Raw genomic sequence first — 23,676 nt, 5'->3', positions numbered from 1 at the left:
CAGTACACGCCTGGAAAACGTGAACATGGTCCACAATATCCCCGCTCGGGATGCCGCGGCAACGACATCCCGGAGGCCCCGACACCCGCGGCTCCGGCCGACCGACGCTCACTATCTGACCTCCTGTCTCCGCGAAAAGTCCATCACCCAGTTCAGCGTCCAGATGTCGCCGCCGTCGTACGAGAAGCTCTGCTCCCACCGCGCGCGATCCGGCCCGTCGACCGTCCACACGAAGCGCAACCGCACCGCGCGCCCGGCGATCACGTCGTCGCCGAAGAACACCCCGCGGCCCTCGAACCACGTCCCCTCCATCGGCGGGTCGATGCGCCCCGGCGCCGTGCTGGCCGTCCACCAGATCCGCCACACCCCGGCCTCGGGATCGAACTGCCGAATGGTGATCCCCTCGAATTCCCCGACGACGGATGACGCCGGCACGAACATCCGGTCGAAGTGCCCGACCCCGCCGAAGATCGGCTCAGCGTGTGCGGCCGCATCGAATTCGATCCACTCGTCGCAATCGGGGTCGGTGTTGTCGACGATCTTGCGGTTGTGCACGTTCCATTCGCCGAAAATGAAGTCGAAATCGTGGTGCGACATTGCGCCTCTCTCCATGGATCCGTCGTGAGTTGCTCGCACGGTAACGCCGGCCACCGACATCCATTCGCTCGTGGATTGAGCTTGCGCGCTGGAGCTATGGAAATCGCGCCAGCGATTTCGCGACGCCAGCGCCGAGGGAGTCTGCGACCGAGGTAATCGAGCTATTCGCTACCCTTAACCCCATGGACCCGGCCTCGAACTACCTCCGCGCCGAGCTCCTCCCCTCACGAGCCTCGGGCTGGCACAAGTGGCGCCGCTACGGCGCGATGGCCGTGCAGGTGATCGCGGGCGAGATCCCCACGAACGTCGATCTGGTCGTCTACCGTCGCGACACCGGCGCCGAAATTATGAGAACACCGGCGGATGTCGGTTCCCCCGACTTCCTCTTGGAACAAGTCAACGCAGACCTGAAGTCGAAGACGGTGACGGAGTTCGTGGCGGAGTGGCGACTCGACGACTGAAGTGTCTTGTCGCTTCGCCCGAGGCGACCCCGACACTCGACTGTTGCGGCGTGGCGATCTCGCCCGATGACCCCGGAAGGAGCCTGGCTTACATTCAGCAGGGATTCGGGGGCGAGTATGTCGCCGTAAACGCGGGGGACGTGTATTCGAACGACAGTGCGGTCAGTGCAGACCCGTCGATCGCCCAAGGCGAAGTAATTTTGAGTGTCCCTTGAGTGGCAACTGGAATCTTCCCCGTGTTATCCAGTCGAATGTCAGTGACAATCGACAGCATGTTGTTGGGATATTTGTCCTTATGCAACGCAACTTCATTTCGCGTGAGGATGACCGTCTCCCCGGCTGAAACGGTCCCTTTGACCTCAACGAATAGGTGATCGCTGCCGCGTTTCGCGTCGATATCGTACGACTTGGTCGCGCCGACGTCCCTCGTCTTGAACCCAAATTGGTGCAGGTGTTCACGAGTGACCAGGACAGCGCGATCCTCAATCGCCTTGCGCTCTGAGGCTGTCAATCGGAAGAGACCACCCCCACGAGACTTTCCGGCGGAAACATCGGCAGACGTCAGAGCATCGAGGATCTCTGGCGCCGGATCGCCTGGGATTTGAAGTGTATTGTGCGAGCGCTCATATAGCGTGGCGAGAAGTCGTGTCATGTAAAGCAGATCACTGGACAGGGTTTTGTCGTCCGGAATCTCGCCAGCCCCGTACCTAATCGCAAATACATTCCCTCGTTCGTAGCCAGCCCCGAGCTTCGACTTTCGAGTCGGCAACTTGATAGATCTAAGAAGACCCTCGCGAAGATTTTCTTCCTCAGCCAAGCTCTGACGCGCCCATTCCACACGAGATTCCAGCTCCGCCGGCTTTCGCGCGCGATACTCACCATCCTGCCAACGGGTGGTTCCCTGATTGATCGACAGCGTCACCCCAGTTCCGAAAGCATCGAACAAATAGACGAGGTACCAGCCCTCAGTGGCGTTGGGCGAGCGGGACACGGAATGAATTCGGACCCACGGGATTTCACTCTTGCGTCCAGTGGCGTCACGACCTTGAGTCTGAATGTCCGGGAGGGAGAATTCCAATTGGTGCAGCAAGTTGTGCAGCTCGCCGCTGATCCAGTCAGGAAGCGTGTTGCGCACGAGCTTGCCGCGCGCGCCCATCTCTGCGGTATTCGATGACGACCAGGATTGCTGCAATTGGAATATTTTCTCAAATGTCGAACGCATTCCTGAATCCTAGGTCCGAGAAGGCGCAGTCACCGTAGGCCTCTCCCAGCCCCGTCCGCCAGACTCGACGGGTGCTCACCCCCGCCTCCCCGCTAACCCCCTACCTCCTCGCGCTACTCTTCCTCGCCCTCCTCGGCTTCATGGTGTTCAGTGCCGTGCGCAAAGACCGGCGCGAGTACCGCAGGTTCAAGCGCATGCGGAGCACCAAGCGACGCCAGAAGGTGCTGCGCAAGTGGGTGCGCGAATCGTTCGTGAACTTCGGCGGGGCCGCGGTTGTGGTGCTCCTGCTGAGCTGGCAGTTCGTCGCGCCGTTCCGGGACAGCGTCGAGGACTGGGACTTCGTCAGAGCCGGTCGCCAGGCGTTCGACGACAGCGGCTGGCTGGGGCCCACGTTGGGCATCGCGCTCGTCGCAGCAATTGGTGTCGGCATGCTGCTCGGCATCGTGCTCGCGCGTAACGAGACCGAGGTCATGTCCATCGGCGACGTCGCCGCCCTCCTCCCCCGCAACCGCGCCGAGCTGAAGTACGGCGCCGCACTCGCCATCAACGCGGGAGTCGTCGAGGAGCTGCTCTTCCGGCTCGCGCTGCCGGCGCTGATCTTCGGGGTCACCGGCAACTCGATCGCGGCGGTGGTCGCGAGCATCGTGATCTTCGGCGGGCTCCACGTGTACCAGGGGCTGCCCGGCATCGTCGGCGCGACCATTCTCGGCGCGATCTTCATGGCGATCTACCTCGCCACCGGGAGCATCGTGGTCGCGATCGTCGTGCACGCGCTGTTCGATCTGCGGTCGCTGGTGGTGATTCCCGTGGTGGTATTCGGGGTGCACAAGGAGCTGGGGAACGGGGCGCCGGTTGTGAAGAAGAAGACAGAGAGTGACGTGGATGTCGCGGGGGCGACGAAAGCGTAGGTGGGGTTACGACAGGCTCGACCCGCGGCGAGGGCGGCTACTCGAGGCGAATAGCTGTCCAGGAGACGGGCGGCAAGGAGAGCGTCAGGACGCCGTCGACGATGGGTGAAGTTGCGACCTCGCGCAGCGATACCCGGTCGGGCGACGCGAGGGTGTTCGTGGCGTGGATGTCGTCGTCGAAGATCGATACCGCCTCGACCACCGCGACGTTTCCGAGACCGGAAACGTCGATCGTGACCGTCGACGCCGAGTCGACCGAGCGGTTCACCAGGAAGACAGACGTCCCCAAAGCGTCAGTGGTCGCCGCGGCATCCACAATTTTGACACTGCCGTAGGCCGAGGTCTCGTAGGTGTCGGACACCAGGCGCGAGGTGAGCGCGGTGCTGCCGGCGAGACGTGAGGTGACCGCGAACGGGAAGAAGGTGGTCTGCTTCCAGACGGGGCCGCCCGGTTCGGTCATGATCGGCGCGATCACGTTGACCAGCTGGGCGAGGCTCGCGGACGAGACCCGGTCGGCGTGGTTGAGCAGCGAGATGAGCAGGCTGCCCACGACCACGGCGTCGACGACGGTGTACTGGTCCTCGAGCAGGCGCGGCGCCTTGGGCCAGTTGCCGATGCCGGTGATGGCGTCTTCGGTGGCGAAGCGGTTGATGTCCCAGACGTTCCACTCGTCGAACGAGATTTTGATCGTCTTGTCGGAGCGGCGGGCGGCCTTGACGCTGTCCGCGGTCGCGACGACCTCCTCGATCATCAGGCTCATGTCGTGGCCCGCGGCGAGGAAGCTGCCCAGGTCGATGTTGTTCTCGGCCCAGTAGGCGTGGCACGAGATGAGGTCGATGTCGTCGTAGGTGTGCTCGAGCACGGTTCGCTCCCACGAGCCGAAGGTCGGCATGGTGCGGTTCGAGGAGCCGCAGACGACGAGCTCCAGCGATGAATCGAGCTGGCGCATCGCCTTCGCGGTCATCGACGCGAGCTTTCCGTAGTCGTCGGCGTTGCGGTGGCCGAGCTGCCACGGGCCGTCCATCTCGTTTCCGAGGCACCACATCTTCACGCCGAGCGGCTCGGGCAGACCGTTGGCCACGCGCTGGTCGCTGAGCGTCGAGCCCGACGGCACGTTGGTGTATTCGAGCAAGTCGAGCGCCTCTTCGACCCCGCGAGTGCCGAGGTTGACCGCGAGCATGAGCTCGCTGCCCGCCTTGCCGAGCCAGTCGGAGAACTCGTGCAGCCCCACCTCGTTCGTCTCGGTCGAGTGCCAGGCGAGGTCGAGACGGGTCGGGCGCTTCTCGGCGGGGCCGACGCTGTCCTCCCACTTGAAGCCCGAGACGAAGTTGCCGCCCGGGTAGCGGATCGTGCTCACGCCGAGCTCGCGCACGAGGGCGAGCACGTCGCCGCGGAAACCCTGGTCGTCGGCCGTCGCGTGCCCCGGCTCATAGATGCCGTCGTACACGGCCCGCCCGAGGTGCTCGATGAACGAGCCGAACAGGCGGCGGTCGACCGCTCCGATGGTGAACTGCGGGTTGAGGGTCAGGCTGGCCTGGGGCATTGCGCTCCTTCATCTACGTCGTTGTATCGATTCACTGTACAACGTTGCAATTCAGAGCAGAGAGGGCGGATGCCGCGGCGAGCACCGTGCGGGGCGGGGAGTTTTAGGACGCTTCGACAGGCTCAGCGACCGGTCCCTGAGCTTGTCGAAGGGCGTTTCGACGCTTCGACAGGCTCAGCGACCGGCGGCATTGGTACGCTCGGCCTGTGACCGACCTCGACGAGCTGCGCCGCATCGCCTACGGCAGGACGACCGGCCCCGACGAGGAAGCTGCGGCGGCGCTGGCCCGGGTCGAGCTCGCGACGCACGAGTCCGAGCGGCTCGACGCGGCCCGGCGGGTAGAGCCTGTCGAAGCCCCTGCTGTCGAAGAGACCGCCGAGCATGCGGATGACCCCGGGGAGGACGACGAGCCCGGCTACCTGCGCCGGCTCGCGGCCTCGTGGCGCGCATGGATCGTTCCCGCCGCCGTTGCGTTCGTGGCCGGGATCGGCGTGGCCGCGGCATCCTTCTTCGGGTATGCCGGCCTCATGACGACTGAACAGACCTCAGCGATCACCCCGGGAACGAACACCAGCGAGCGGTTTCAGGAGGGGTCGACGGTGGTCGAGATTCCCGAGGCAGTGCCGGGCGATGTCGAGGCGGCGCAAGCCCTGTTCGAGCGAGCACAAGAGCCGGACGACGTGATTACGACAACGCCAGATCCGATGGTGATTCCCGAATCCACGCGGCTTCTAGTGACGACGCCCTTCTTCAGCGGCTACGCCGGGCTGTCACAAACCGGCGAGGTATGCGTGATGATCGTCGACGCCTCGGTCGGCACAGGAACGAGCTGCGCTCCCTTCGAGGGCTTTGCCGATACCGGGGTCTCCGTAGGGTTCGGGCAATCCATCGGACGGTCAACTCAGATGAGTTGGGACGGCAACGATGTGACAATCACCATGACGACTGACTAGCGAGCTGGGGGTCAGACGTTGTCTCCGCCGGAATCGCCGAACGCGGCCGCCGCACCCGCATCGCCCCACGCCCACTCGGTCACCTCGGGGATGTCCTCCCCGTGCTCCCGCGTGTACGAGCGCGCCCGCTGCCGGGAGTCCTGCATCTCCTGCCGCAGCGCGCCCTCCTTCTCGGCGAGACCGGGCACGCGATCGAGCACGTCCATCACGAGCTTGTAGCGGTCCAGGTCGTTGAGCATCACCATGTCGAACGGCGTCGTTGTCGTGCCCTCCTCGATGAACCCGCGCACGTGCAGGTTGCTGTGCCCGTTGCGCCGGTAGGTCAGCCGGTGGATCAGCCAGGGGTACCCGTGGTACGCGAAGATCACCGGCTGCCCCGACGTGAACACGGCGTCGTACTCGCTGTCGCTGAGGCCGTGCGGGTGCTCCCCCGCGCTCTGCAGCCGCATCAGGTCGACGACGTTCACGACGCGCACTCGGAGAGTCGGCACCTTTTCCCGAAGAATGGATGCCGCGGCGAGCATCTCGAGCGTCGGCACGTCCCCGGCCGCGGCGAGCACCACGTCGGGCGCCGTGCCGGCCACCTCGGTGCCGGCCCAGTCGAGGATGCCGAGGCCGCGCGTGCAGTGCGCGATCGCCTCGTCCATGGTCAGCCAGTTCGGCGCGGGCTGCTTTCCGGCCACCACGACGTTCACGTAGTCGACGCTGCGCAGGCAGTGGTCGTAGGTGGAGAGCAGGGTGTTCGCGTCGAACGGAAGGTAGACGCGCACGACGTCCGCCTTCTTGTTCACCACGTGGTCGATGAAGCCGGGGTCCTGGTGCGAGGAGCCGTTGTGGTCCTGCCGCCAGACGTGCGAGCTGAGCAGGTAGTTGAGCGACGACACGGGGCGCCGCCACGGGATGTGCCGCGAGCTCTTCAGCCACTTCGCGTGCTGGTTGAACATCGAGTCGACGATGTGGATGAACGCCTCGTACGAGTTGATCACGCCGTGGCGCCCGGTCAGCAGGTACCCCTCGAGCCAGCCCTGGCACTGGTGTTCGCTGAGCATCTCGACCACACGCCCTGCCCGGGCGAGGTGGTTGTCGCTGTCGATCGGGAGGGATCCGGCATCCCACTGCTTGTCGGTCACTTCGAAGACGGCCTGCAGGCGGTTCGACGCGGTCTCGTCGGGCCCGAAGATGCGGAAGTTGGTCGGATTCTTCACGATCACGTCGCGCAGCCAGTCGCCGAGCACGGCCGTCGCCTCGCTCACCGATCCGCCGGGCGCCGGCACGTCGACGGCGTAGTCGCGGAAGTCGGGCAGCTTCAGCGCCTGCCGCAGCAGCCCGCCGTTCGCGACGGGGTTGGCGCTCATGCGCTGGTCGCCCACGGGAGCGAGCGCGGTGGCGAGCTCGACGGGCGCCCCGGCCTCGTCGAACAGCTCCTCCGGCTTGTACGAGCGCAGCCACTCCTCGAGCAGCCGCGTGTGCGCCTCGGTGTCGCGCGCGTTCGCGAGCGGCACCTGGTGCGAGCGCCAGTTGTCTTCCGCGGGGTGGCCGTCGATCTCTTTCGGGCAGGTCCACCCCTTGGGCGTACGCAGGATGATCATGGGCCAGGACGGGCGTTCGTCCAGGACGCCGGCCGCCGCATCCGCCTTGATCTGGGCTATCTGGTTCAGCACCAGGTCGAGGGTCTCGGCGAGGCGCGCGTGCACGAGCAGCGGGTCCTCGCCGTCGAAGCCGCCGCTGACGACGTACGGCGTGTGCCCGTAGCCGCGCATGAGCTGCAGCAGCTCCTCCTCGGGGATGCGCGCGAGCAGGCTCGGGTTGGCGATCTTGTAGCCGTTGAGGTGGAGGATCGGCAGCACGACCCCGTCGTTGACCGGGTCGACGAACTTGTTCGAGTGCCAGCTCGTGGCGAGCGGCCCCGTCTCGGCCTCGCCGTCGCCGACCACCGTGGCGACGAGCAGGTCGGGGTTGTCGAAGGCGGCACCGTAGGCGTGGCTGAGCGAGTAGCCGAGCTCGCCGCCCTCGTGGATCGACCCGGGTGTCTCCGGGGCGACATGAGACGGGATGCCGCCGGGGAACGAGAACTGACGGAACAGTTTGCGCACGCCGTCCTCGGTCTTCTCGATGGTGTTGTAGACCTCGCTGTAGGTTCCGTCGAGGTAGGCGTTCGCGACCATGCCCGGGCCGCCGTGACCGGGGCCGGTGACGTAGATCGTGTTGAGACTGCGCTCGCGGATGACGCGGTTGAGGTGCGCGTAGATGAAGTTGAGTCCGGGGGTGGTTCCCCAGTGGCCGAGCAGACGCGGCTTGATGTGGTCGCGCGTCAGGGGTTCGCGCAGCAGCGGGTTGTCGAGCAGGTAGATCTGGCCGACCGAGAGGTAGTTGGCGGCGCGCCACCAGGTGTTGAGTTGCTCCAGTGCCTCGGGGGTGATGGGCTGCGGTTCGCGATACTGCCAGGAGTTCATGACTGCCTTCCGATGCGGGTGGTGTGCTTCCCTCAGGATGCACTGATCGGGCGGCGGTGGCTAGGGACTTCGGTCCCGACCCCTTCTGGTGGCGCGGCCTTTTTTCGCCCGCGCTGGTGAATATTCGGGCGCGGGAGCGGAAAAACACAGCGCGGCGGGCCTACTCCGCCCGCTGCGTCAACACGACCCGCACCTGGGAGCCGTTCCAGCTGGCGGTCAGCACGTTCGAGGTGACCGAGATTCCCCGGCGCTCGAACTCGACGCTGTCGACGCACGAACCGACCGTCGACTGCGACTCGGTCTCGGTCGTGTAGACGCAGAGCTTGCCGTCGAACTGGCGCGCGAGCCAGACGCGGGCGAGCGCGCCGTCGTGCACCATGCGCAAGCTGGAGCGGTCGAACTCGGGACGCAGGTCGCCCACCCCGACCAGGTCGTCGTCGGTCTGTTCGTCGGCGAACCAGAGTTCCGCGGCGGCGAGGTCGCCCGGCACATCGCTCGAGGTCGGCGGGTCGCCGAGGAAGTAGGTCATGCCGGTCGAAGCGGGCGTCGGCACGGCGTCGGGTGCAGACACGGCGGCGGGCTGAAGCGTCCAGACGAGACCGCCGGCGACGACGGCGCCGATCGCGAGGCCGACGATTGCGGGGCGGAGCCAGGGGAAGCGGCGGCGCAACGGCCCTTCGACAAGCTCAGGCACCGGCGTGGTTTCTGGCTCGGGCGCTTCGACAGGATGAGCGACCGGCGCTTCGACGGGCTCAGCGACCGCGGCCGCCTCCGCCCGAGCCAGCTCGCGCTGCGCCTGCTCGGCAGCGGCCGCCTCGTCGTCCGTCGACGTGCGCCCGAAGGCGATGCGGCGGAGGCGTTCGAGGTCGGCGCTGCGGGCGGCGTCGGCCGCGGCATCCGTTCGCTCATAATCGCACCCTATTCGTGGCGGAGGTTGGTTGCGAGAGGTTCGGTGCTGAGGGGCTTCGGGTTTGGTGCGCTACTCGACGACGAGGCCGATATGCGCCGCGAGCACGGGGGCGAGTTCGGCGAGCTGGTCGCCGTCGACGGTGACTCCGCGCAGGCCCTCGAGGCCGTTGACGACGGAGAACTCCGAACCGCGCAGGTCGACGTTGACGCAGGTCGCGCGGGTGAGGTCGAGCGTGCCGATGCGGCAGTTGCGGATCGCGACCCGGTCGGCGCGCACTCCGCCGAGGTCGAGTTCGCCGATCTGGCAGTCCTCGATCAGCACGTTGGTCAGGCGCGCGCTGCGCAGGTTGAGGTAGTCGATCTTGCCGCCGCGCAGATGCACGGAGTTGAGGTCGCCGTCGAACAGCTCGGCCGATCCCCAGCGTGGGCTCTGGATCATCACGTCACGCCACGACGACCGCCCGGCGCGCAGGGTGGGGGCGAAGGATGCCGCGAGCAGGGTGTCCACGAAACGGGCGCCGCGCAGTTGTGCCTCGGTGAGGGTGACCGAGTCGAATTCGCACTCCATAAACGTGGTGCCGCTGAGGTCGTAGTCGGTGAGGTCGGCGTCGGAGTAGCGCTCACCCTCGCGCTGGTCGCTCGGCCGCAGCTCGAGCGCGTCGGCGTCGGCCACGTGCCCGGGCGCGCTGAAGGTGAGCTTCGGCGGCTGGGTGCCGGTGGGGCGGGGCTTGGCCATGGGGTTCCTTCGGTTGTCGGTCCCTGAGCCTGTCGAAGGGACGCTTCGACAGGCTCAGCGACCGGGGTGAGGCACAGCGGCCGCTTAGGCGGCGGGTGTCGCCTCGGCGATCTCGGCGCCGAAGATGGCGACGAGCAGCGTGCTGGTCCACTCGATGAGGTCGGCGTCCGAGAGCGGTTCGCCGTTGACGCGGGGCATCGGCAGCGAAACGCTCGCGTTGGCCGCGAAGTACTTCGAGCCCGGGTACATGCGCTGCAACCGGATCTGGATCGAATCGGCCAGCGCGACCCCGGCGATGCGCAGGTTGCTGCCCATCGCGACGACCTCGCTCAGCCCGGCCTTGACGGCCATGCGGCGCAGGCGCGACACGGCGATCAGGTTGACCACCTGCTCGGGCGGCTCGCCGTAACGGTCGGCGAGCTCCTCGAGCACCAGGTCGATCTGCTCGGGGCTCGACGCCGGCGCCGACGCGGTCGAGAGCTTCTGGTACGCCTCGAGCCGCAGTCGCTCGCTCTCCACGTACTCCTCGGGGATGTGCGCGTCGACGGGCAGCTCGAGCCGCAGCTCGGTCTGGCCCTCGGCGACGTCTCCGCGGAACGTCGACACCGCCTCGCCGATCATGCGCAGGTACAGGTCGAACCCGACGCCGGCGATGTGGCCGGACTGTTCGCCGCCGAGCAGGTTGCCGGCGCCGCGGATCTCGAGGTCGCGCAGCGCGATCTGCATACCCGCGCCGAGCTCGTTGTTCGCGGCGATCGTCGACAGACGTTCGTGCGCGGTCTCGGAGAGCGGCTTCATCTCGTCGTAGAGGAAGTAGGCGTAGGCGCGCTCCCGACCACGGCCGACGCGGCCGCGCAGCTGGTGCAGCTGGCTGAGCCCGTACTTGTCGGCGCGGTCGATGATGAGCGTGTTGGCGTTCGCGATGTCGAGACCGGTCTCGACGATCGTGGTCGAGACGAGCACGTCGAACTTGCGCTCCCAGAAGTCGACCATGACCTGCTCGAGCACCGACTCGGGCAGCTGGCCGTGCGCGATCGCGATGCGTGCCTCGGGCACGAGCTCGGCGAGCTGGGCGGCGACCCGGTTGATGCTCGACACCCGGTTGTGCACGAAGAACACCTGGCCCTCGCGCAGCAGCTCGCGCCGGATCGCCGCGGAGACTTGCTTGTCGCTGTACGGGCCGACAAACGAGAGAATCGGATGACGGTCCTCGGGTGGCGTCGCCAGCGTCGACATTTCACGGATGCCGGTCACCGCCATCTCGAGCGTGCGGGGAATCGGGGTCGCCGTCATCGCGAGGATGTCGACGTTGTTCTTGAGCTTCTTCAGCGCGTCCTTGTGCTCGACACCGAAGCGCTGCTCCTCGTCGATGATGACGAGGCCGAGGTCTTTGAAGGCGATGCTCTGGCTGAGCAGCCGGTGCGTTCCGATGACGACGTCGACGGTGCCGTCGGCGAGACCCGCGACGGTCTCCTTCGACTCCTTCTCGGTCTGGAACCGGCTGAGCGCGCGCAGGTGCACGGGGAACCCGGCGAAGCGCTCGGCAAAGGTCTCCATGTGCTGGCGCACGAGCAAGGTGGTCGGCACGATCATGGCGACCTGCTTGCCGTCCTGCACCGCCTTGAACGCGGCACGCACCGCGACCTCGGTCTTGCCGTAGCCGACGTCGCCGCTGAGCAGGCGGTCCATCGGGATCGGCCGTTCCATGTCGGCCTTGACCTCGTCGATCGTGGTCAGCTGGTCGACGGTCTCGGCGAACGGGAAGGCGTCTTCGAGCTCGCGCTGCCACGGGGTGTCGGGCGGGAACGCGTGGCCCTTCGACGCCATGCGCGCCGAGTACAGCTTGACGAGCTCAACGGCGATGTCGCGCACCGCCTTGCGGGCCTTGGTCTTGGCGGCCGACCAGTCGCTGCCGCCCATCTTGCTGAGGCTCGGGGCCTCGCCGCCGACGTAGCGGCTGAGCAGGTCGAGCTGGTCGGTGGGTACGTAGAGCTTGTCGCCCGGCAGCCCCCGCTTGTTCGGCGCGTACTCGATGACGAGGAACTCGCGGCTGCGTTTGACCGCGTTGCGTCCGCCGCTGGATACCTCGCGCTGCACCAGTTCGAGGAACTTGCCGATGCCGTGCGTCTGGTGCACGACGAAGTCGCCCGTCTTCAGCTGCAGCGGGTCGACGACGTTCTTACGGCGGCTCGCGAGCTTCTTCACCTGGCGCGAGTCGTAGCCGACAGCGCGGCCGTAGAACTCGCTCTCGTTGAGCAGCGCGAGCTTGAGCTCGGGCAGTTCGAAGCCGTGGTCGACGGACGCCTTGAGCAGGTAGGCGACGCCGGCGTCGAGCTCGGAGGCCGAGCCCGGGAACTCCTCCACCAGCCGTCCCGACAGCTCGCGCTCGCCGAGCACGTCGACGGCGCGCTCGACCAGCCCCTGGCCGCGGGCGACGATCGCGACGGTCCAGCCGTCGTGCAGCAGGTCGGCGACGTGGTCGATGGCGCCCGTCGGCTGGCCGGCGAAGCTCGGCACCGCGGCCGCATCGATGCGCACGTAGCTGTCGTCGGCCTCGAGGGTCGCGGCGACCCGTTCGGCGAGCTCGGCGCCCGCGTCGGCCGGGGCGACCAGGTCGGTCACCGCACCGCTGTCGAACGAGCTCATCGTCCACCAGGAACGGCGGCCGGCCGACTCGCGCAGCGCGCTGAGCGTGACGAAGTCTCCGGCGTCGAGGTCGATCGGCGCCTCGGCCCCGGCGGTCGCGGCGTTCCACGCGGCGCTGAGGAACTCGCGGTTCGTCTCGACGAGGCTCACGGCCCGGGTCGCGACCTTTTCGGGAGAGAGCACTGCGATCGCGGCATCCGCCGGCAGGTAATGGGTGAGGGGCACGAGCCGGTCGAGCAACGCCGGGGCGAGCGACTCCATGCCGTCGACCGGGATTCCCTCGCTGATCTTGGCGAGCATCTGGGCGAGGCCCGGGAACTCGTGCTGCATCTCGCGGGCGCGCTGGCGCACGGCCGGGCTGAGCAGCAGCTCGCGGCTCGGGGGCAGCTGCGCGGTGTCGACCGTGTCGGTGAGCGAGCGCTGGTCGGCGACCGAGAACGGGCGGATCTGCTCGAGCTCGTCGCCGAAGAACTCGAGGCGCAGCGGGTGCTCGTCGGTGGGGGCGAAGACGTCGAGGATGCCGCCGCGGACGGCGAACTCGCCACGGCGGGTGACCATGTCGACGCGCGAGTACGCGAGGTCGATGAGCTGGGTGGTGATGCCCGGCAGGCTGTAGCCGCGGCCGCCGGCCACCAGGTCGATCGTGGGGGTCTCGATGAGGTTGTCGGCGAGCGGCTGCAGGGCGGCGCGCACGCTGGCGACCACGACGATCGGGTTCGTGCGGTCGTCGTGCCACTCGGCGAGGCGGCGCAGTGCGGCGATGCGCTTGCCGACGGTCTCGCTGCTCGGGCTGAGTCGCTCGTGCGGCAGGGTCTCCCACGCCGGGAACTCGATGATCTCGGCGGTGGGCAGCACCGACGCGAGCGATTCGCGCAGCGCCTCCGACTCGCGGCCGGTGGAGACGATGGCGAGCAGGGCCTTGGCCCCGCGGTTGCCCTCGCCGCGCTTGTTGAGCAGGCCGGCGATGAGCGGGGCGCGGAGGCCGTCGACGAGGGAGAATTCGGCGTCGCGAGTGGCGTACGAGAGTGCGTTCTCGAACGTGGAGGCGCGCGAAAGCGCCGTAATTAATCCTTCGAGTATCACCGGTTCAGTGTAGGCGGTAGCGCTGACATTCGGCCGGGCGGTGCGGCAGAACGGGTCAGACGGAGCCGTGCGCGGCGCCCGAGGGGCGCGATGCGCCCGCCGTGACCACGCGGGTTCCCGGGGCGTCCTTCGCGGCGGCCGCGATGCCCTCGCGGTACGACGGGTACCGGGGCGCCCAGCCGAGCTCGCTCTTGACGCGGGCGTTCGAGACGACGACGGATGTCGCGGTGAGCACCTCCGCCGAGAACGGCGACGATCGGCGGAATAGCCAGGTCGGAACGGTGGCCGGCGCACGCACGCCGAGCGCCGCTGCCCGCGCCTCCTGCACGTCGCGCCAGGACGCCGGCTCGTCGTCGACGATGTTGTAGACCGACCCCGCGGGCGCGTCCAGCGCGGCGACCGTGGCCGAAGCGGCATCCTCGAGGTGGACGAACGGCAGCGTTCCCGTCCAGGTGCCGGGCACCGCGGGGATCGCGCCGCGTCCCTGGTAGAACAGGCCGTACCGTAGGGCCACTCCCCCGAACGCGCGCACCTGCTGCTCGTTGCTGAGCAGCGAGCGGAAGACAGCGTCGACCGCTCCTCCGGGCTTCTCGCCGAAGCCCGCCTCCTCGTCGACCACGCGGCCGCCGAAGTCGTCGAGGCCGTAGCCGTAGAAGACGGATGCCGCGACGAACCGCGTCGCCCCTGTGGCACGCGCCGCGGCGAGCAGGGCGCTCGTGCCCTCGGTGCGCAGACGGTTGGTGGTGCGCATGTCGGAGTAGCGCCGGGGTACCCGGGTGAAATCGGTTGCCTCGTGGATCACCGCGTCGAAGCGCTGGCCGTCGACGGCGGCGAGCAGTGCGGGCCGGTCGAGGATGTCGGCGACGACGACCGAACCGGGGAAGCCCGTGAGGTTCGACGCGCGGCGGGTGATGCCCGTGACCGAGTGTCCGGCTCCGACGAGGAGGGGGATGAGATGGCGCCCGATTGCCCCGGACGCTCCGGCCAGGAGAACGCGCATGGCTTCAACAGTATGCGAGGGGTGAAGGGAAGTCAGTCCCCCGGAGGGATGACTCCGGCCGTGTTATAGCGAGCGCGGTTCAGTCCGCGGAGGCCGCCGTGTGGAAGCGCAGCTGCGCCGCCGTGAGGCTCTCGCGGGTGACCTGTTCGACGGCGTCCGCGGCGTCCGACACGAGGTTCGGCAGCGTCTTCTTCTCGTCGGAGGAGAAGTCCTTCAGCACGAAATCGGCGGCCGGCTGGCGTCCGGGAGGACGGCCGATGCCGATGCGCACGCGCACGAAATCGGGGCTGCCGATCGCGGCGGCGATGTCTCGCACGCCGTTGTGGCCCCCGTGGCCGCCACCGATCTTGAGCTTGATCGTGTCGTACGGGATGTCGAGCTCGTCGTGCAGCACGATGAGGTTCGAGGCGTCCAGCTTGTAGAAACGCAGGAGCGCGGCGACCGGGCCGCCCGACACGTTCATGTACGTGTTCGGCTTGGCGAGGATGAGGCGAGGGCCTTGGCCGCTCAGCCGCCCCTCGGCGACGGTCGCGTTGGTCTTCTGACTCTTGAACGGGGCCGCGATACGGCGCGCCAGTTCGTCGAGGGCCATTTGGCCCACATTGTGGCGATTCCCGGCGTAGCCGGGCCCGGGGTTACCGAGCCCGACTACAAGCCAGGGGTTCTCGTCCAGCGGTGACTACTTAGGAGTAGTTACTCGGCGGCGGGAGCGTCAGCTTCCTCGGCGGGAGCCTCGTCGGCGTCCTCTCCGAGGTCCTGCTCCTGGGCGATCGAGATCGAGACGATGAGGGTGTCCTCGTCGGTGATCAGCGCCGAGCCCTTCGGAAGGACGAGGTCCTTGGCGAAGATCTGGGTGCCGTCCTCGGCGCCCTCGATCGAGACGGAGACCGACTCGGGGATCGCGGTAGCCTCGGCCTCGAGCGAGATGGTGTTGGCGTCCTGGTTGACGGTCGTTCCGGGAGCGGCTTCGCCCTCGAGGTGCACGGGCACGTCGATGGTGACCTTCTCGCCCTTGCGCACGACGATGAGGTCGATGTGCTCGATGATCTGGCGCACGGGGTCCTTCTGGACGTCCTTGACCAGCGCGAGCTGGACCTTGCCCTGGATGTCGAGCTCGAGGATCTGGTTCGACTTGCGCAGGATGAGGCTGACCTCGTGGCCCGGCAGGGTGACGTGCTGCGGCTCGGTACCGTGTCCGTAGATGACGGCGGGGATCTTGCCGACGGCGCGGATCTTGCGAGCCGCACCCTTACCGAAGGACTCGCGGATCTCGGTGACGAGGTGGTTGCTGATTTCGGCCTGAGCCATGGTTTATCTCCTTGTAACGCTTGTGACGGGACCAGTGGCCCACGTGAATTTTCAACTCGAACGCAATATGTCAGCGTGAGGAAGACGTGAGGCCGAATGGCCGATGCCCGCTCCACCGCGTCGATTACGGATGCAATGCATCCCTCGCCGAAGTACAGCCGCCAAGCTTACACGGCGGGGCTGCCTTTCGCGATCTCGCCCTCGCTGGCCCGGCTATCCTTCAACCATGTCCTTCAGTCTCCACAGTCGCGCGGTCGACGACATCGGTCGCCGCATCGTCGACGGGAGGCTCGCCCCCGGCACGACCGTGCTCGCCGACCAGCTCGCGATCGAGCTCGGGGTCGGACGCTCGGTCATCCGCGAGGCGGTGCGGGTGTTGCAGTCGCTCGGCCTCGTTACCAGTGTGAAGCGCGTCGGCATCCGCGTGCTGCCCGAGAGCGCGTGGAACGTTTTCGACCCCCAGGTCGTGGCGTGGCGCGTCACCGGGCCCGGTCAGGGCGCCCAGTTGCGCTCGCTCACCGAGCTGCGTACCGCGGTCGAGCCGATGGCCGCCGAGCTCGCCGCCCAGCATGCCGCCGACGAGCAGTCGGCCGAGCTGCTGGGCACCGCCGCCCGCATGCGCACCATCGGTCGCGCCGGCGACCTCGACGCCTTCCTCGAGCTCGACATCCACTTCCACTCGCTCGTGCTGCGCGCGAGCGGCAACGAGATGTTCACGGCCATGGACGGCATGATCGCCGCCATCCTGCGTGGACGCACGACCCTCGGCCTCATGCCCTCCCGCCCCCACGAGGAGGCGCTGCAGTGGCACGTCGACGTGGCCGACGCCGTGCAGGGCGGGCGTCAGGACGACGCGCGCACCGCGATGGACCGCATCATGCGGCGCACCGTGTCCGAGGTGGAGCACATCTGGAAAGGCGTGCCCCGCCCCGGACACTAGCGGTCAGAACCGCAGCAGAACTTTCCCGCTGACCGACGCGTCGAGCGCCACCGAGAACGCTTCGAGAGCGTCGGATGCTGCGAACTCGTGCGTCACGACGGGATCGACGTCGAGCGTCCCGTCGGCAAGAGCCGCGATCACCTCGTCGATCTCGTCGGCGAAGCGGAACGATCCGACGAGCTCGAGCTCGCGGGTGATGGCGAGGCTGATGAGCGCCGGCTGCTCGCCCGACGGCAGCAGCCCGACCATGACGACCCTGCCCCCACGCACGACCCCGCGCACGGCCGAGGCGAGGCCGCGATAGTTGCCCGACGATTCGATCGCGATATCCGCCTGGACGGCCGAGATCGCATCGACGTCGGTGGCGAGGACGGTGTCGGTCGCCCCGACCTCGCGGGCGATGCGCAGCGGAGTCTCGTGGAGGTCGACGGCGGTGATGCGGCTCGCACCCGCTCGCTTGAGCACGGCGATCACGAGCGCGCCGATCGGACCGGTGCCGACGACGAGCACGGACTTGCCGGCGACGTCACCGGCCCGGGAGACCGCGTGCCATGCCACGCTCGCCGGTTCGGCGAGCGCCGCACCACGCAACGACAGGCCGGCCGGGAGCACGCGCAGCATGCGGGTCGGCAGCGCGACGAAGGTGGCGAAGGCGCCCTCGGTGTGCGGGTGGTGCGCCGCACTGCCGAGGTAGGTCGTGCCGGGGGCGAGGTTCGGCCGGGACTCCGGGTACCGCACGCCCTCGACGGGCTTGGGGGTGGCCGGGTGCACGGCGACCGTCGCGCCGACGGCGGGGCCCGAGCCGTCGGCCGCGGCCGTGTGGACGGTACCGACCACCTCGTGCCCGAGGATCATCGGCTCGCGCAGGATCGACTCCCCGGCGGCGCCGTGCGTGAAGTAGTGCAGGTCGGACCCGCAGATGCCCCCGTACGCGATGCGTACCACCGCTTCATCCGGAGCCGGCGTCGGCGCGGGCAGCTCGTCGACCCGCAGGTCGTCCTTGCCGTGCGCGACCACCGCGAGATTCGTGTCCTCCTGCATCACACCACCACCGTCATTCCGCCATCGATGAAGATGACCTGCCCGTTCACGAAATCGGCACCGTCTGACGCGAGCCACACGGCGGGCCCGACGATGTCGGCGGTCGTTCCCCAGCGGTGCGCCGGGGTGCGGCCGAGGATCCACGAGTTGAACGACTCGTCGTCGACGAGGTTCTGCGTCATCTCGGTGTGGATGTAGCCGGGAGCGATCGCGTTCACCTGGATGTCGTGCTCCGCCCATTCGGCGGTCATCGCCCGGGTGAGGTTGCGCACGCCGCCCTTCGACGCCGTGTACGGGGCGATCGTCGGGCGGGCGAGGTCGGTCTGCACCGAGGCGATGTTGATGATCTTGCCGCTGCCGCGCTCGATCATGCCGCGGGCCGCCTCCCGCCCCACAAGGAACGCGCTCGTGAGGTTGGTGCGCAGCACCCGGTCCCAGTCCTCGACCGCGAGGTCGAGAAGCGGAACCCGGTGCTGCACGCCGGCGTTGTTGACGAGAATGCGGATCGGCCCGGTCTCCGACTCGACGGTGCGGATGCCACGTGCCACCGCCTCGGCGTCGGTGACGTCGAACGCTACGGACTTCACCGTCTGAGCACCGAACTCCGCCTCGAACTCGGCGGTCGTCTCGGCGAGACGGCGCTCGTCTTTGCCGTGCAGCACGACGGTGGCGCCTGCCTCGGCGAGGCCGCGCGCGATGGCCTTGCCGATGCCCCGGCTAGAGCCGGTGATGAGCGCGATGCGGCCCGTGAGGTCGAAGAGCGTCGAGCCCATGGCGTTAGCCGACCGCTCCGGCGACGAGGAAGATCGCGAGTGCGAACACGAAGCCGCAGACACCGACGAGCGCCTGGCCGACGGTCCACGTCTTGAGCGTCGTCTGGGTGTCCATTCCGAAGAACCGGCTGACCAGCCAGAAGCCGGAGTCGTTGACGTGACCCGCGAAGACCGAACCGGCCGCGAGCGCGAGCACGATGGCGGCGAGTTCCACCGGGTTGAGGCTGGTGTCGCTCTGCACGACCGGCTGCACGAGGGCGGCGGCCGTGGTGAGCGCGACGGTCGCCGATCCCTGGGCGACGCGCACGATGGCCGCGATGACGAATCCGGCGACGATGAGCGGCAGCCCGACGGCGTCGAGCGACTCGGCGATGGCGTTGCCGATACCGCTGGCGCGGAGCACACCGCCGAACATTCCGCCGGCACCCGTGATGAGGATGATGGCACACACCGGACCGAGGGCGCTGTCGACGATGCTCTCGACGAGCGTCGCCTTCTTGTTGCGCTTCCAGCCGAGCAGCCACATGGCGAAGAACACGGTGATGAGCAGCGCGATCGGGGTCTCACCCAGCAGGCGCAGGATCTGCACGACCCCGTTGTCGAGCGAGACGACCTCCGCGGTCGCGAGGGCGTTGAGGCCGGTGTTCATGAAGATGAGCACGAGGGGAAGCAGGAGGAGGAACACGATGGTGCCGAGCTTCGGCGCCGACTTGAACTCCTCTGCGACGCCGTCGTCCTTGGAACCGAACAGGATGTTCGGGATCGCGATGTCGTACTTACGGCCGACCCAGGTTCCGAACTTGTAGCCGACGATGTACCAGGTGGGGATGGCGACCAGCAGACCGAACACCAGCACGAGGCCGACATCGGCGCCGAGCAGTCCGGTCGCGGCGACGGGGCCGGGGTGCGGGGGCACGAAGATGTGCATGACCGAGAACGCGGTCGCCGCGGGGAACGCGTAGAGCAGCAGCGAGCCGCCGAGACGCCGGGCCACGGCGAAGATGATTGGCAGCATGACCACGAGACCCGCGTCGAAGAAGATCGGGAAGCCCATCATGAGCGAGGCGATCGAGAGCGCCAGCGGCGCCCGCTTCTCGCCGAACTTGCGGATGAGGGCGTCGGTGAGCACCTGTGCTCCGCCGCTGGTTTCCAGCATGCGGCCGAGCATGGCGCCGAGACCGACGAGCAGCGCCACCGTCGCGAGCGTGGAGCCGAAGCCCAGCGTCAACGTCGGCACTATCTGGTTGGCCGGCACGCCCGTGGCGATCGCGGTCACGAAACTGACCACGATGAGGGCGAGGAACGCGTGGATGCGGGCCCCGATGATAAGGAATAGCAGGAGTGCGATCGCGCCGAGCGCGATCAGCAGCAATCCCCACGTGGGCAACTGCCACACGAGTTCAATGTCGGTCATCTTCGTCCTAACTGGTGGATGGGGCTGAACTCAGGCGACAGTGAAGTCGGCGAGCTTTTCTTTCACGAACCGGACCATTTCGTCCGGAGTCTGGGCGAGGTCGACGACGATTGACCGTTCGTCGGCCTCGAGCGGCTCGAGCGTCGCGAACTGCGAGTCGAGCAGGCTGTTGGGCATGTATTCGTGGTTCCGGTGCGACTGGCGTTCGGCGATGATGCCTCGCTGGCCGGACAGGTGGATGAACACGACGCTGGGGGCGTGGGAGATGAGCTGCGTGCGGTAGCGGCGCTTCAGCGCCGAGCAGGCCACGACGATGGGGTTGCCCTCTGCGAGTTCGGCACCGATGCGCTCGGCGATAATCTCGAGCCAGGGTGCGCGGTCTTCGTCGTTCAGCGGGTGCCCGCCGGCCATCTTCTCTTTGTTGGCACGCGGATGCAGGTCGTCTCCGTCGATGAAGTCGAGGCCTAACGCGGCCGCGAGCGCCTGCCCGATCGTCGACTTTCCCGAACCGGAGACCCCCATCACGATCATGGGTGGGTAGCTCGCGGTCATGTGTGCTCCTTTGCTCGGTGTCGACGCGCCATTACGTCTGACAACAAGCTGCGCACTTGCGCATAAGTCAGACTTAATAAGCGATCGTATGCACGGATCGGGCGTCGCGCAACTCTTCGGCCCCATCGGGCCTCGTCATACTCCGGCACCGCGCGCGAGCGTTGCCGTAGTCTGAAAGGGCGTGCCGCGGCTCGTCATCCGTCGCGACAGAACCACTTTCCCGCGTGATTGCAAGGAGAAATTCCCCATGGCAGAAGCCACTCAGACCCAGGCGAACATCGGCGTAGTGGGTATGGCGGTGATGGGCTCCAACCTCGCCCGCAACCTCGCCAGCCGTGAGGGAAACACGGTCGCGATCTTCAACCGGTCGTACGAAAAGACCCAGACGGTGCTCGACGAGCACCCCGAGGCCGAATTCATCCCCGCCTCCAGCTACGAGGAGTTCGCCGCGTCGCTGACCAAGCCGCGCACCGCCATCATCATGGTGCAGGCCGGCAAGGGCACCGACGCCGTCATCGACGCGCTGACCGAGGTCTTCGAGCCGGGCGACATCATCGTCGACGGCGGCAACGCGCTGTTCACCGACACGATCCGTCGCGAGAAGGCCGTGCGCGAGACCGGCATCAATTTCGTCGGCGCGGGTATCTCGGGCGGCGAGGAAGGCGCGCTGCTCGGCCCGTCGATCATGCCCGGCGGCTCCGCCGAAGCGTGGGAGACGCTCGGCCCGATCCTCAAGTCCATCGCCGCGGTCGTCGACGGCGAGCCCTGCGTGACCCACGTCGGCACCGACGGCGCCGGCCACTTCGTCAAGATGATCCACAACGGCATCGAGTACGCCGACATGCAGCTGATCGGCGAGGCCTACGACCTCATCCGCCGTGGCACCGGCAAGACCCCCGCCGAGATCGCCGAGATCTTCGCCGAGTGGAACAAGGGCGAGCTCGAGAGCTACCTGATCGAGATCACCGCCGAGGTGCTTCGCCAGGTCGACGCCGAGACCGGCAAGCCGCTGGTCGACGTGATCCTCGACCAGGCCGGCAGCAAGGGCACCGGCGTCTGGACCGTGCAGACCTCGCTCGACCTCGGCATCCCCGTCTCCGGCATCGCCGAGGCCGTGTTCGCCCGCTCCGTGTCGTCGAAGCCCGCCCAGCGCGCGGCCGCCGCGGCACTGCCCGGCCCGACCGCGAACCCGGTCGAGGACGTCGACGGCTTCATCGAGGGTGTGCGCCTCGCACTCTACGCTTCCAAGGTCATCGCCTACTCTCAGGGCTTCGACGCCATCGTCGCCGGTGCCGAGCAGTACGGCTGGGATATCAAGAAGGGCGAGATCGCCAAGATCTGGCGCGGCGGCTGCATCATCCGCGCACGCTTCCTCAACCGCATCACCGAGGCGTACGCCGAGAACCCGGGACTCGTCTCGCTCGTCACCGCCCCGTTCTTCACCGACGTCGTCGCGACGGCACAGGAGTCGTGGCGCAACGTCGTCGCCGACGCCGCGCACGCGGGAATCCCCGCGCCGGTGTTCGCGTCGTCGCTGGCCTACTACGACAGCCTGCGCGCCGACCGACTGCCCGCCGCGCTCACCCAGGGACAGCGCGACTTCTTCGGAGCGCACACCTACAAGCGCGTCGACAAGGAAGGCACGTTCCACACGCTGTGGAGCGGAGACCGCAGCGAGATCGAGTCGGTGGACTCGCACTAGTCGGCAGCGCCGGTCGCTGAGCTTGTCGAACCGTCCCTTCGACAAGCTCAGGGACCGGACCGTGCTACCAGCGCGGCCCGTCGGAACCCAGGTTCCGCGGGCCGCGTTGCCAGTTAAGCCCCTCGACCGGCGGATCGAGCAGGTCGACCGCTCCCCACGGCGTCATGATGTGCGTCGACTGTGGCGGGGCCCCGGCCTGCAGCTCGTTCGGCTCCCCCGTCGTCGGACCGGTGGCGCGCAGCTCGACGGCGACCCGCGCGAGCGACACCCGCGCCGACGTCGCGACGCCCTCCCGCCGCAGCCGGGTGAGAGCGCGCAGCGCGGCAGCGGCGGCCAAGTACCCGGTCGCGTGGTCGAGCGCCTGCACCGGCAGCGGAGTCGGCCTGCCGGTGCCGGCCCAGCGCATCCCGGCGTCGGCGATTCCGCTCGACATCTGCACGAGACTGTCGAACCCGCGGCGCCCGGCCCACGGCCCGGTGAACCCGTAGGCGTCGAGCGACACCTCGACGAGCCCCGGGCGCAGTTCGGCGCGACGGTCCGCCGGCACGAGCGCGTCGAGGGCGCCCAGCCGGTAGCCGTGCACGAGCAGGTCGGCGCCGGCGATCAGCCGCTCCAAGGCATCACGGCCGACCGGCTCGCGCGCGTCGATGCGCGTCGCCCGCTTGCCGAGCGTCATCTCGGGCACGATCGCCGGCTCGTCCCAGTCCGGAGGATCGACGCGCAGCACGTCGGCACCCAGTCCCGCGAGGAACCGCGTGCTCACCGGCCCCGCGATCACCCGGGTGAGGTCGAGCACGCGCAGCCCGGCGAGCGGCCTCTCGACGGTCGGCACCCAGCGGGCATTCGGCGTCGCGGCCTCGTCGGCGCCCCAGCCCACGAGCGGTTCGTCGGCGACGGCGAGGCCCTGTGGATGACGCGACCACTCTCCCGCGGTCCGCATGACGGCAGCGCAGCCGCCGTCACCGACGACCGCGGCCTCGAGCTGCTCGCCCGTCCACTCCCGCACCGCGCTCTCGACGGCGGCACGTTGCGCCGGGACGCCGAGCACCCGCAGGGCCGCCGCCCGGTGCCGCGGGGCGTTGGTGTGGAGGCGGATCCAGCCGTCGGCGCACTCGTAGTCGCCGGCCAGGGCGTCCCACGGCGATGGCAGCCGCCAGCCGACCGGGGTGAGCGCGGATCCGAACCAGCGGGAGGCGAGGGCGCGGTCGACCGTGACGTAGGCCGCGGCATCCGACTCGTGCCCTGCCTGCGCATCGCGCAGGTCTGCCACGGCCGACGCGGCGACCGCGAAGCTCACGGTCGCGAGCTCGGAGACGGCGAACGCGGAATCGAGTCCGTTCCCGCTGACGAACTGCAGATCTCGCGGCACGAGGCCGAGGGCGCCGCGGAAGGAACTGATGAACTGCGATTCGTACACCGGATTGTGCATGTGCTC

At 68.1% G+C, this 23,676-nt stretch carries 20 protein-coding genes; 5 read left to right on the top strand and 15 right to left on the bottom strand.

The annotated features are described in order from the left end of the window. Positions 1-111: 111 nt before the first annotated feature. Positions 112-657 (bottom strand): hypothetical protein, encoded by a 546-nt coding sequence (locus HD599_RS02980; RefSeq protein ID WP_184233506.1) that lies wholly within the window; start codon positions 655-657, stop codon positions 112-114. Between the two features lie 122 nt (positions 658-779). Here HD599_RS02980 and HD599_RS02975 point away from each other — a divergent pair, with 122 nt between their 5' ends. Next, positions 780-1,058, top strand: coding sequence for a hypothetical protein (locus HD599_RS02975; protein ID WP_184233504.1), 279 nt, complete (start codon positions 780-782; stop codon positions 1,056-1,058). A 94-nt stretch (positions 1,059-1,152) separates the two neighbouring features. Here the strand turns inward: HD599_RS02975 and HD599_RS02970 are convergent, their stop codons facing one another. After that, positions 1,153-2,280 carry an MrcB family domain-containing protein gene (locus tag HD599_RS02970; protein ID WP_184233502.1) on the bottom strand — a complete coding sequence of 376 codons (1,128 nt, stop codon included), beginning with the start codon at positions 2,278-2,280 and terminating at the stop codon, positions 1,153-1,155. Between the two features lie 71 nt (positions 2,281-2,351). On the opposite strand from HD599_RS02970, the gene HD599_RS18260 reads away from it, so the two are divergent. Next, a complete protein-coding gene (locus HD599_RS18260; RefSeq protein ID WP_184233500.1) occupies positions 2,352-3,188 on the top strand; it encodes a CPBP family glutamic-type intramembrane protease in 837 nt (278 codons plus the stop codon). A gap of 37 nt (positions 3,189-3,225) precedes the next feature. Here HD599_RS18260 and arfA read toward each other — a convergent pair whose 3' ends face one another. Further along, the gene (gene arfA / locus HD599_RS02960) at positions 3,226-4,731 is read right to left on the bottom strand and encodes an arabinosylfuranosidase ArfA (protein WP_184233498.1); all 1,506 of its coding nucleotides are present in this window, start codon (positions 4,729-4,731) and stop codon (positions 3,226-3,228) included. A 206-nt stretch (positions 4,732-4,937) separates the two neighbouring features. Between arfA and HD599_RS02955 the strand changes: the two genes are divergently transcribed. Next, on the top strand, positions 4,938-5,684 hold the full coding sequence (locus HD599_RS02955) for a hypothetical protein (RefSeq protein ID WP_184233496.1): 747 nt from the start codon (positions 4,938-4,940) through the stop codon (positions 5,682-5,684). Between the two features lie 11 nt (positions 5,685-5,695). Here HD599_RS02955 and HD599_RS02950 read toward each other — a convergent pair whose 3' ends face one another. The 7 genes from HD599_RS02950 to HD599_RS02920 form a co-directional block, all read right to left on the bottom strand. Then, complete coding sequence (locus HD599_RS02950; RefSeq protein WP_184233494.1) at positions 5,696-8,137, bottom strand: phosphoketolase family protein; 2,442 nt, start codon at positions 8,135-8,137, stop codon at positions 5,696-5,698. 160 nt (positions 8,138-8,297) lie between these two features. Continuing rightward, positions 8,298-8,831, bottom strand: coding sequence for a hypothetical protein (locus HD599_RS02945; protein WP_184233492.1), 534 nt, complete (start codon positions 8,829-8,831; stop codon positions 8,298-8,300). Between the two features lie 285 nt (positions 8,832-9,116). Next, on the bottom strand, positions 9,117-9,782 hold the full coding sequence (locus HD599_RS02940) for a pentapeptide repeat-containing protein (RefSeq protein WP_184233490.1): 666 nt from the start codon (positions 9,780-9,782) through the stop codon (positions 9,117-9,119). Between the two features lie 84 nt (positions 9,783-9,866). Further along, positions 9,867-13,511, bottom strand: coding sequence for a transcription-repair coupling factor (gene mfd, locus HD599_RS02935; protein ID WP_184233488.1), 3,645 nt, complete (start codon positions 13,509-13,511; stop codon positions 9,867-9,869). 55 nt (positions 13,512-13,566) lie between these two features. Beyond that, on the bottom strand, positions 13,567-14,511 hold the full coding sequence (locus tag HD599_RS02930; RefSeq protein ID WP_184233487.1) for an NAD-dependent epimerase/dehydratase family protein: 945 nt from the start codon (positions 14,509-14,511) through the stop codon (positions 13,567-13,569). Positions 14,512-14,590: 79 nt separating this feature from the next. After that, the gene (gene pth / locus HD599_RS02925; protein WP_184240228.1) at positions 14,591-15,184 is read right to left on the bottom strand and encodes an aminoacyl-tRNA hydrolase; all 594 of its coding nucleotides are present in this window, start codon (positions 15,182-15,184) and stop codon (positions 14,591-14,593) included. Between the two features lie 20 nt (positions 15,185-15,204). Further along, positions 15,205-15,819 (bottom strand): 50S ribosomal protein L25/general stress protein Ctc, encoded by a 615-nt coding sequence (locus HD599_RS02920; RefSeq protein WP_184233485.1) that lies wholly within the window; start codon positions 15,817-15,819, stop codon positions 15,205-15,207. 226 nt (positions 15,820-16,045) lie between these two features. On the opposite strand from HD599_RS02920, the gene HD599_RS02915 reads away from it, so the two are divergent. Then, entirely contained in the window at positions 16,046-16,759 is a 714-nt protein-coding gene (locus HD599_RS02915) for a FadR/GntR family transcriptional regulator (protein ID WP_184233483.1), read from the top strand. Between the two features lie 3 nt (positions 16,760-16,762). Here HD599_RS02915 and HD599_RS02910 read toward each other — a convergent pair whose 3' ends face one another. The 4 genes from HD599_RS02910 to HD599_RS02895 are packed head-to-tail and all read right to left on the bottom strand — an operon-like array spanning position 16,763 to position 20,539. Continuing rightward, positions 16,763-17,800 carry an L-idonate 5-dehydrogenase gene (locus HD599_RS02910; protein ID WP_184240226.1) on the bottom strand — a complete coding sequence of 346 codons (1,038 nt, stop codon included), beginning with the start codon at positions 17,798-17,800 and terminating at the stop codon, positions 16,763-16,765. Next, positions 17,800-18,573, bottom strand: coding sequence for an SDR family oxidoreductase (locus HD599_RS02905; protein WP_184233481.1), 774 nt, complete (start codon positions 18,571-18,573; stop codon positions 17,800-17,802). Before HD599_RS02905 ends, HD599_RS02910 begins: the two co-directional genes overlap by 1 nt. Before the next feature lie 4 nt (positions 18,574-18,577). Continuing rightward, positions 18,578-19,987 carry a GntP family permease gene (locus tag HD599_RS02900; RefSeq protein WP_184233479.1) on the bottom strand — a complete coding sequence of 470 codons (1,410 nt, stop codon included), beginning with the start codon at positions 19,985-19,987 and terminating at the stop codon, positions 18,578-18,580. Positions 19,988-20,017: 30 nt separating this feature from the next. Beyond that, on the bottom strand, positions 20,018-20,539 hold the full coding sequence (locus tag HD599_RS02895) for a gluconokinase (protein ID WP_221420426.1): 522 nt from the start codon (positions 20,537-20,539) through the stop codon (positions 20,018-20,020). Between the two features lie 247 nt (positions 20,540-20,786). Between HD599_RS02895 and gndA the strand changes: the two genes are divergently transcribed. Next, a complete protein-coding gene (gene gndA, locus HD599_RS02890) occupies positions 20,787-22,241 on the top strand; it encodes an NADP-dependent phosphogluconate dehydrogenase (protein ID WP_184233477.1) in 1,455 nt (484 codons plus the stop codon). Between the two features lie 64 nt (positions 22,242-22,305). Here gndA and HD599_RS02885 read toward each other — a convergent pair whose 3' ends face one another. Next, positions 22,306-23,670: a CoA transferase gene (locus HD599_RS02885; protein ID WP_184233475.1), complete on the bottom strand. Its 1,365-nt coding sequence runs from the start codon at positions 23,668-23,670 to the stop codon at positions 22,306-22,308. Positions 23,671-23,676: the final 6 nt, after the last annotated feature.

This window comes from Conyzicola lurida (assembly GCF_014204935.1).
Classification (GTDB): domain Bacteria; phylum Actinomycetota; class Actinomycetes; order Actinomycetales; family Microbacteriaceae; genus Conyzicola; species Conyzicola lurida.
Note: the sequence above shows the minus strand (reverse complement) of the source record. Positions and strands in the feature narration are given on the sequence as shown.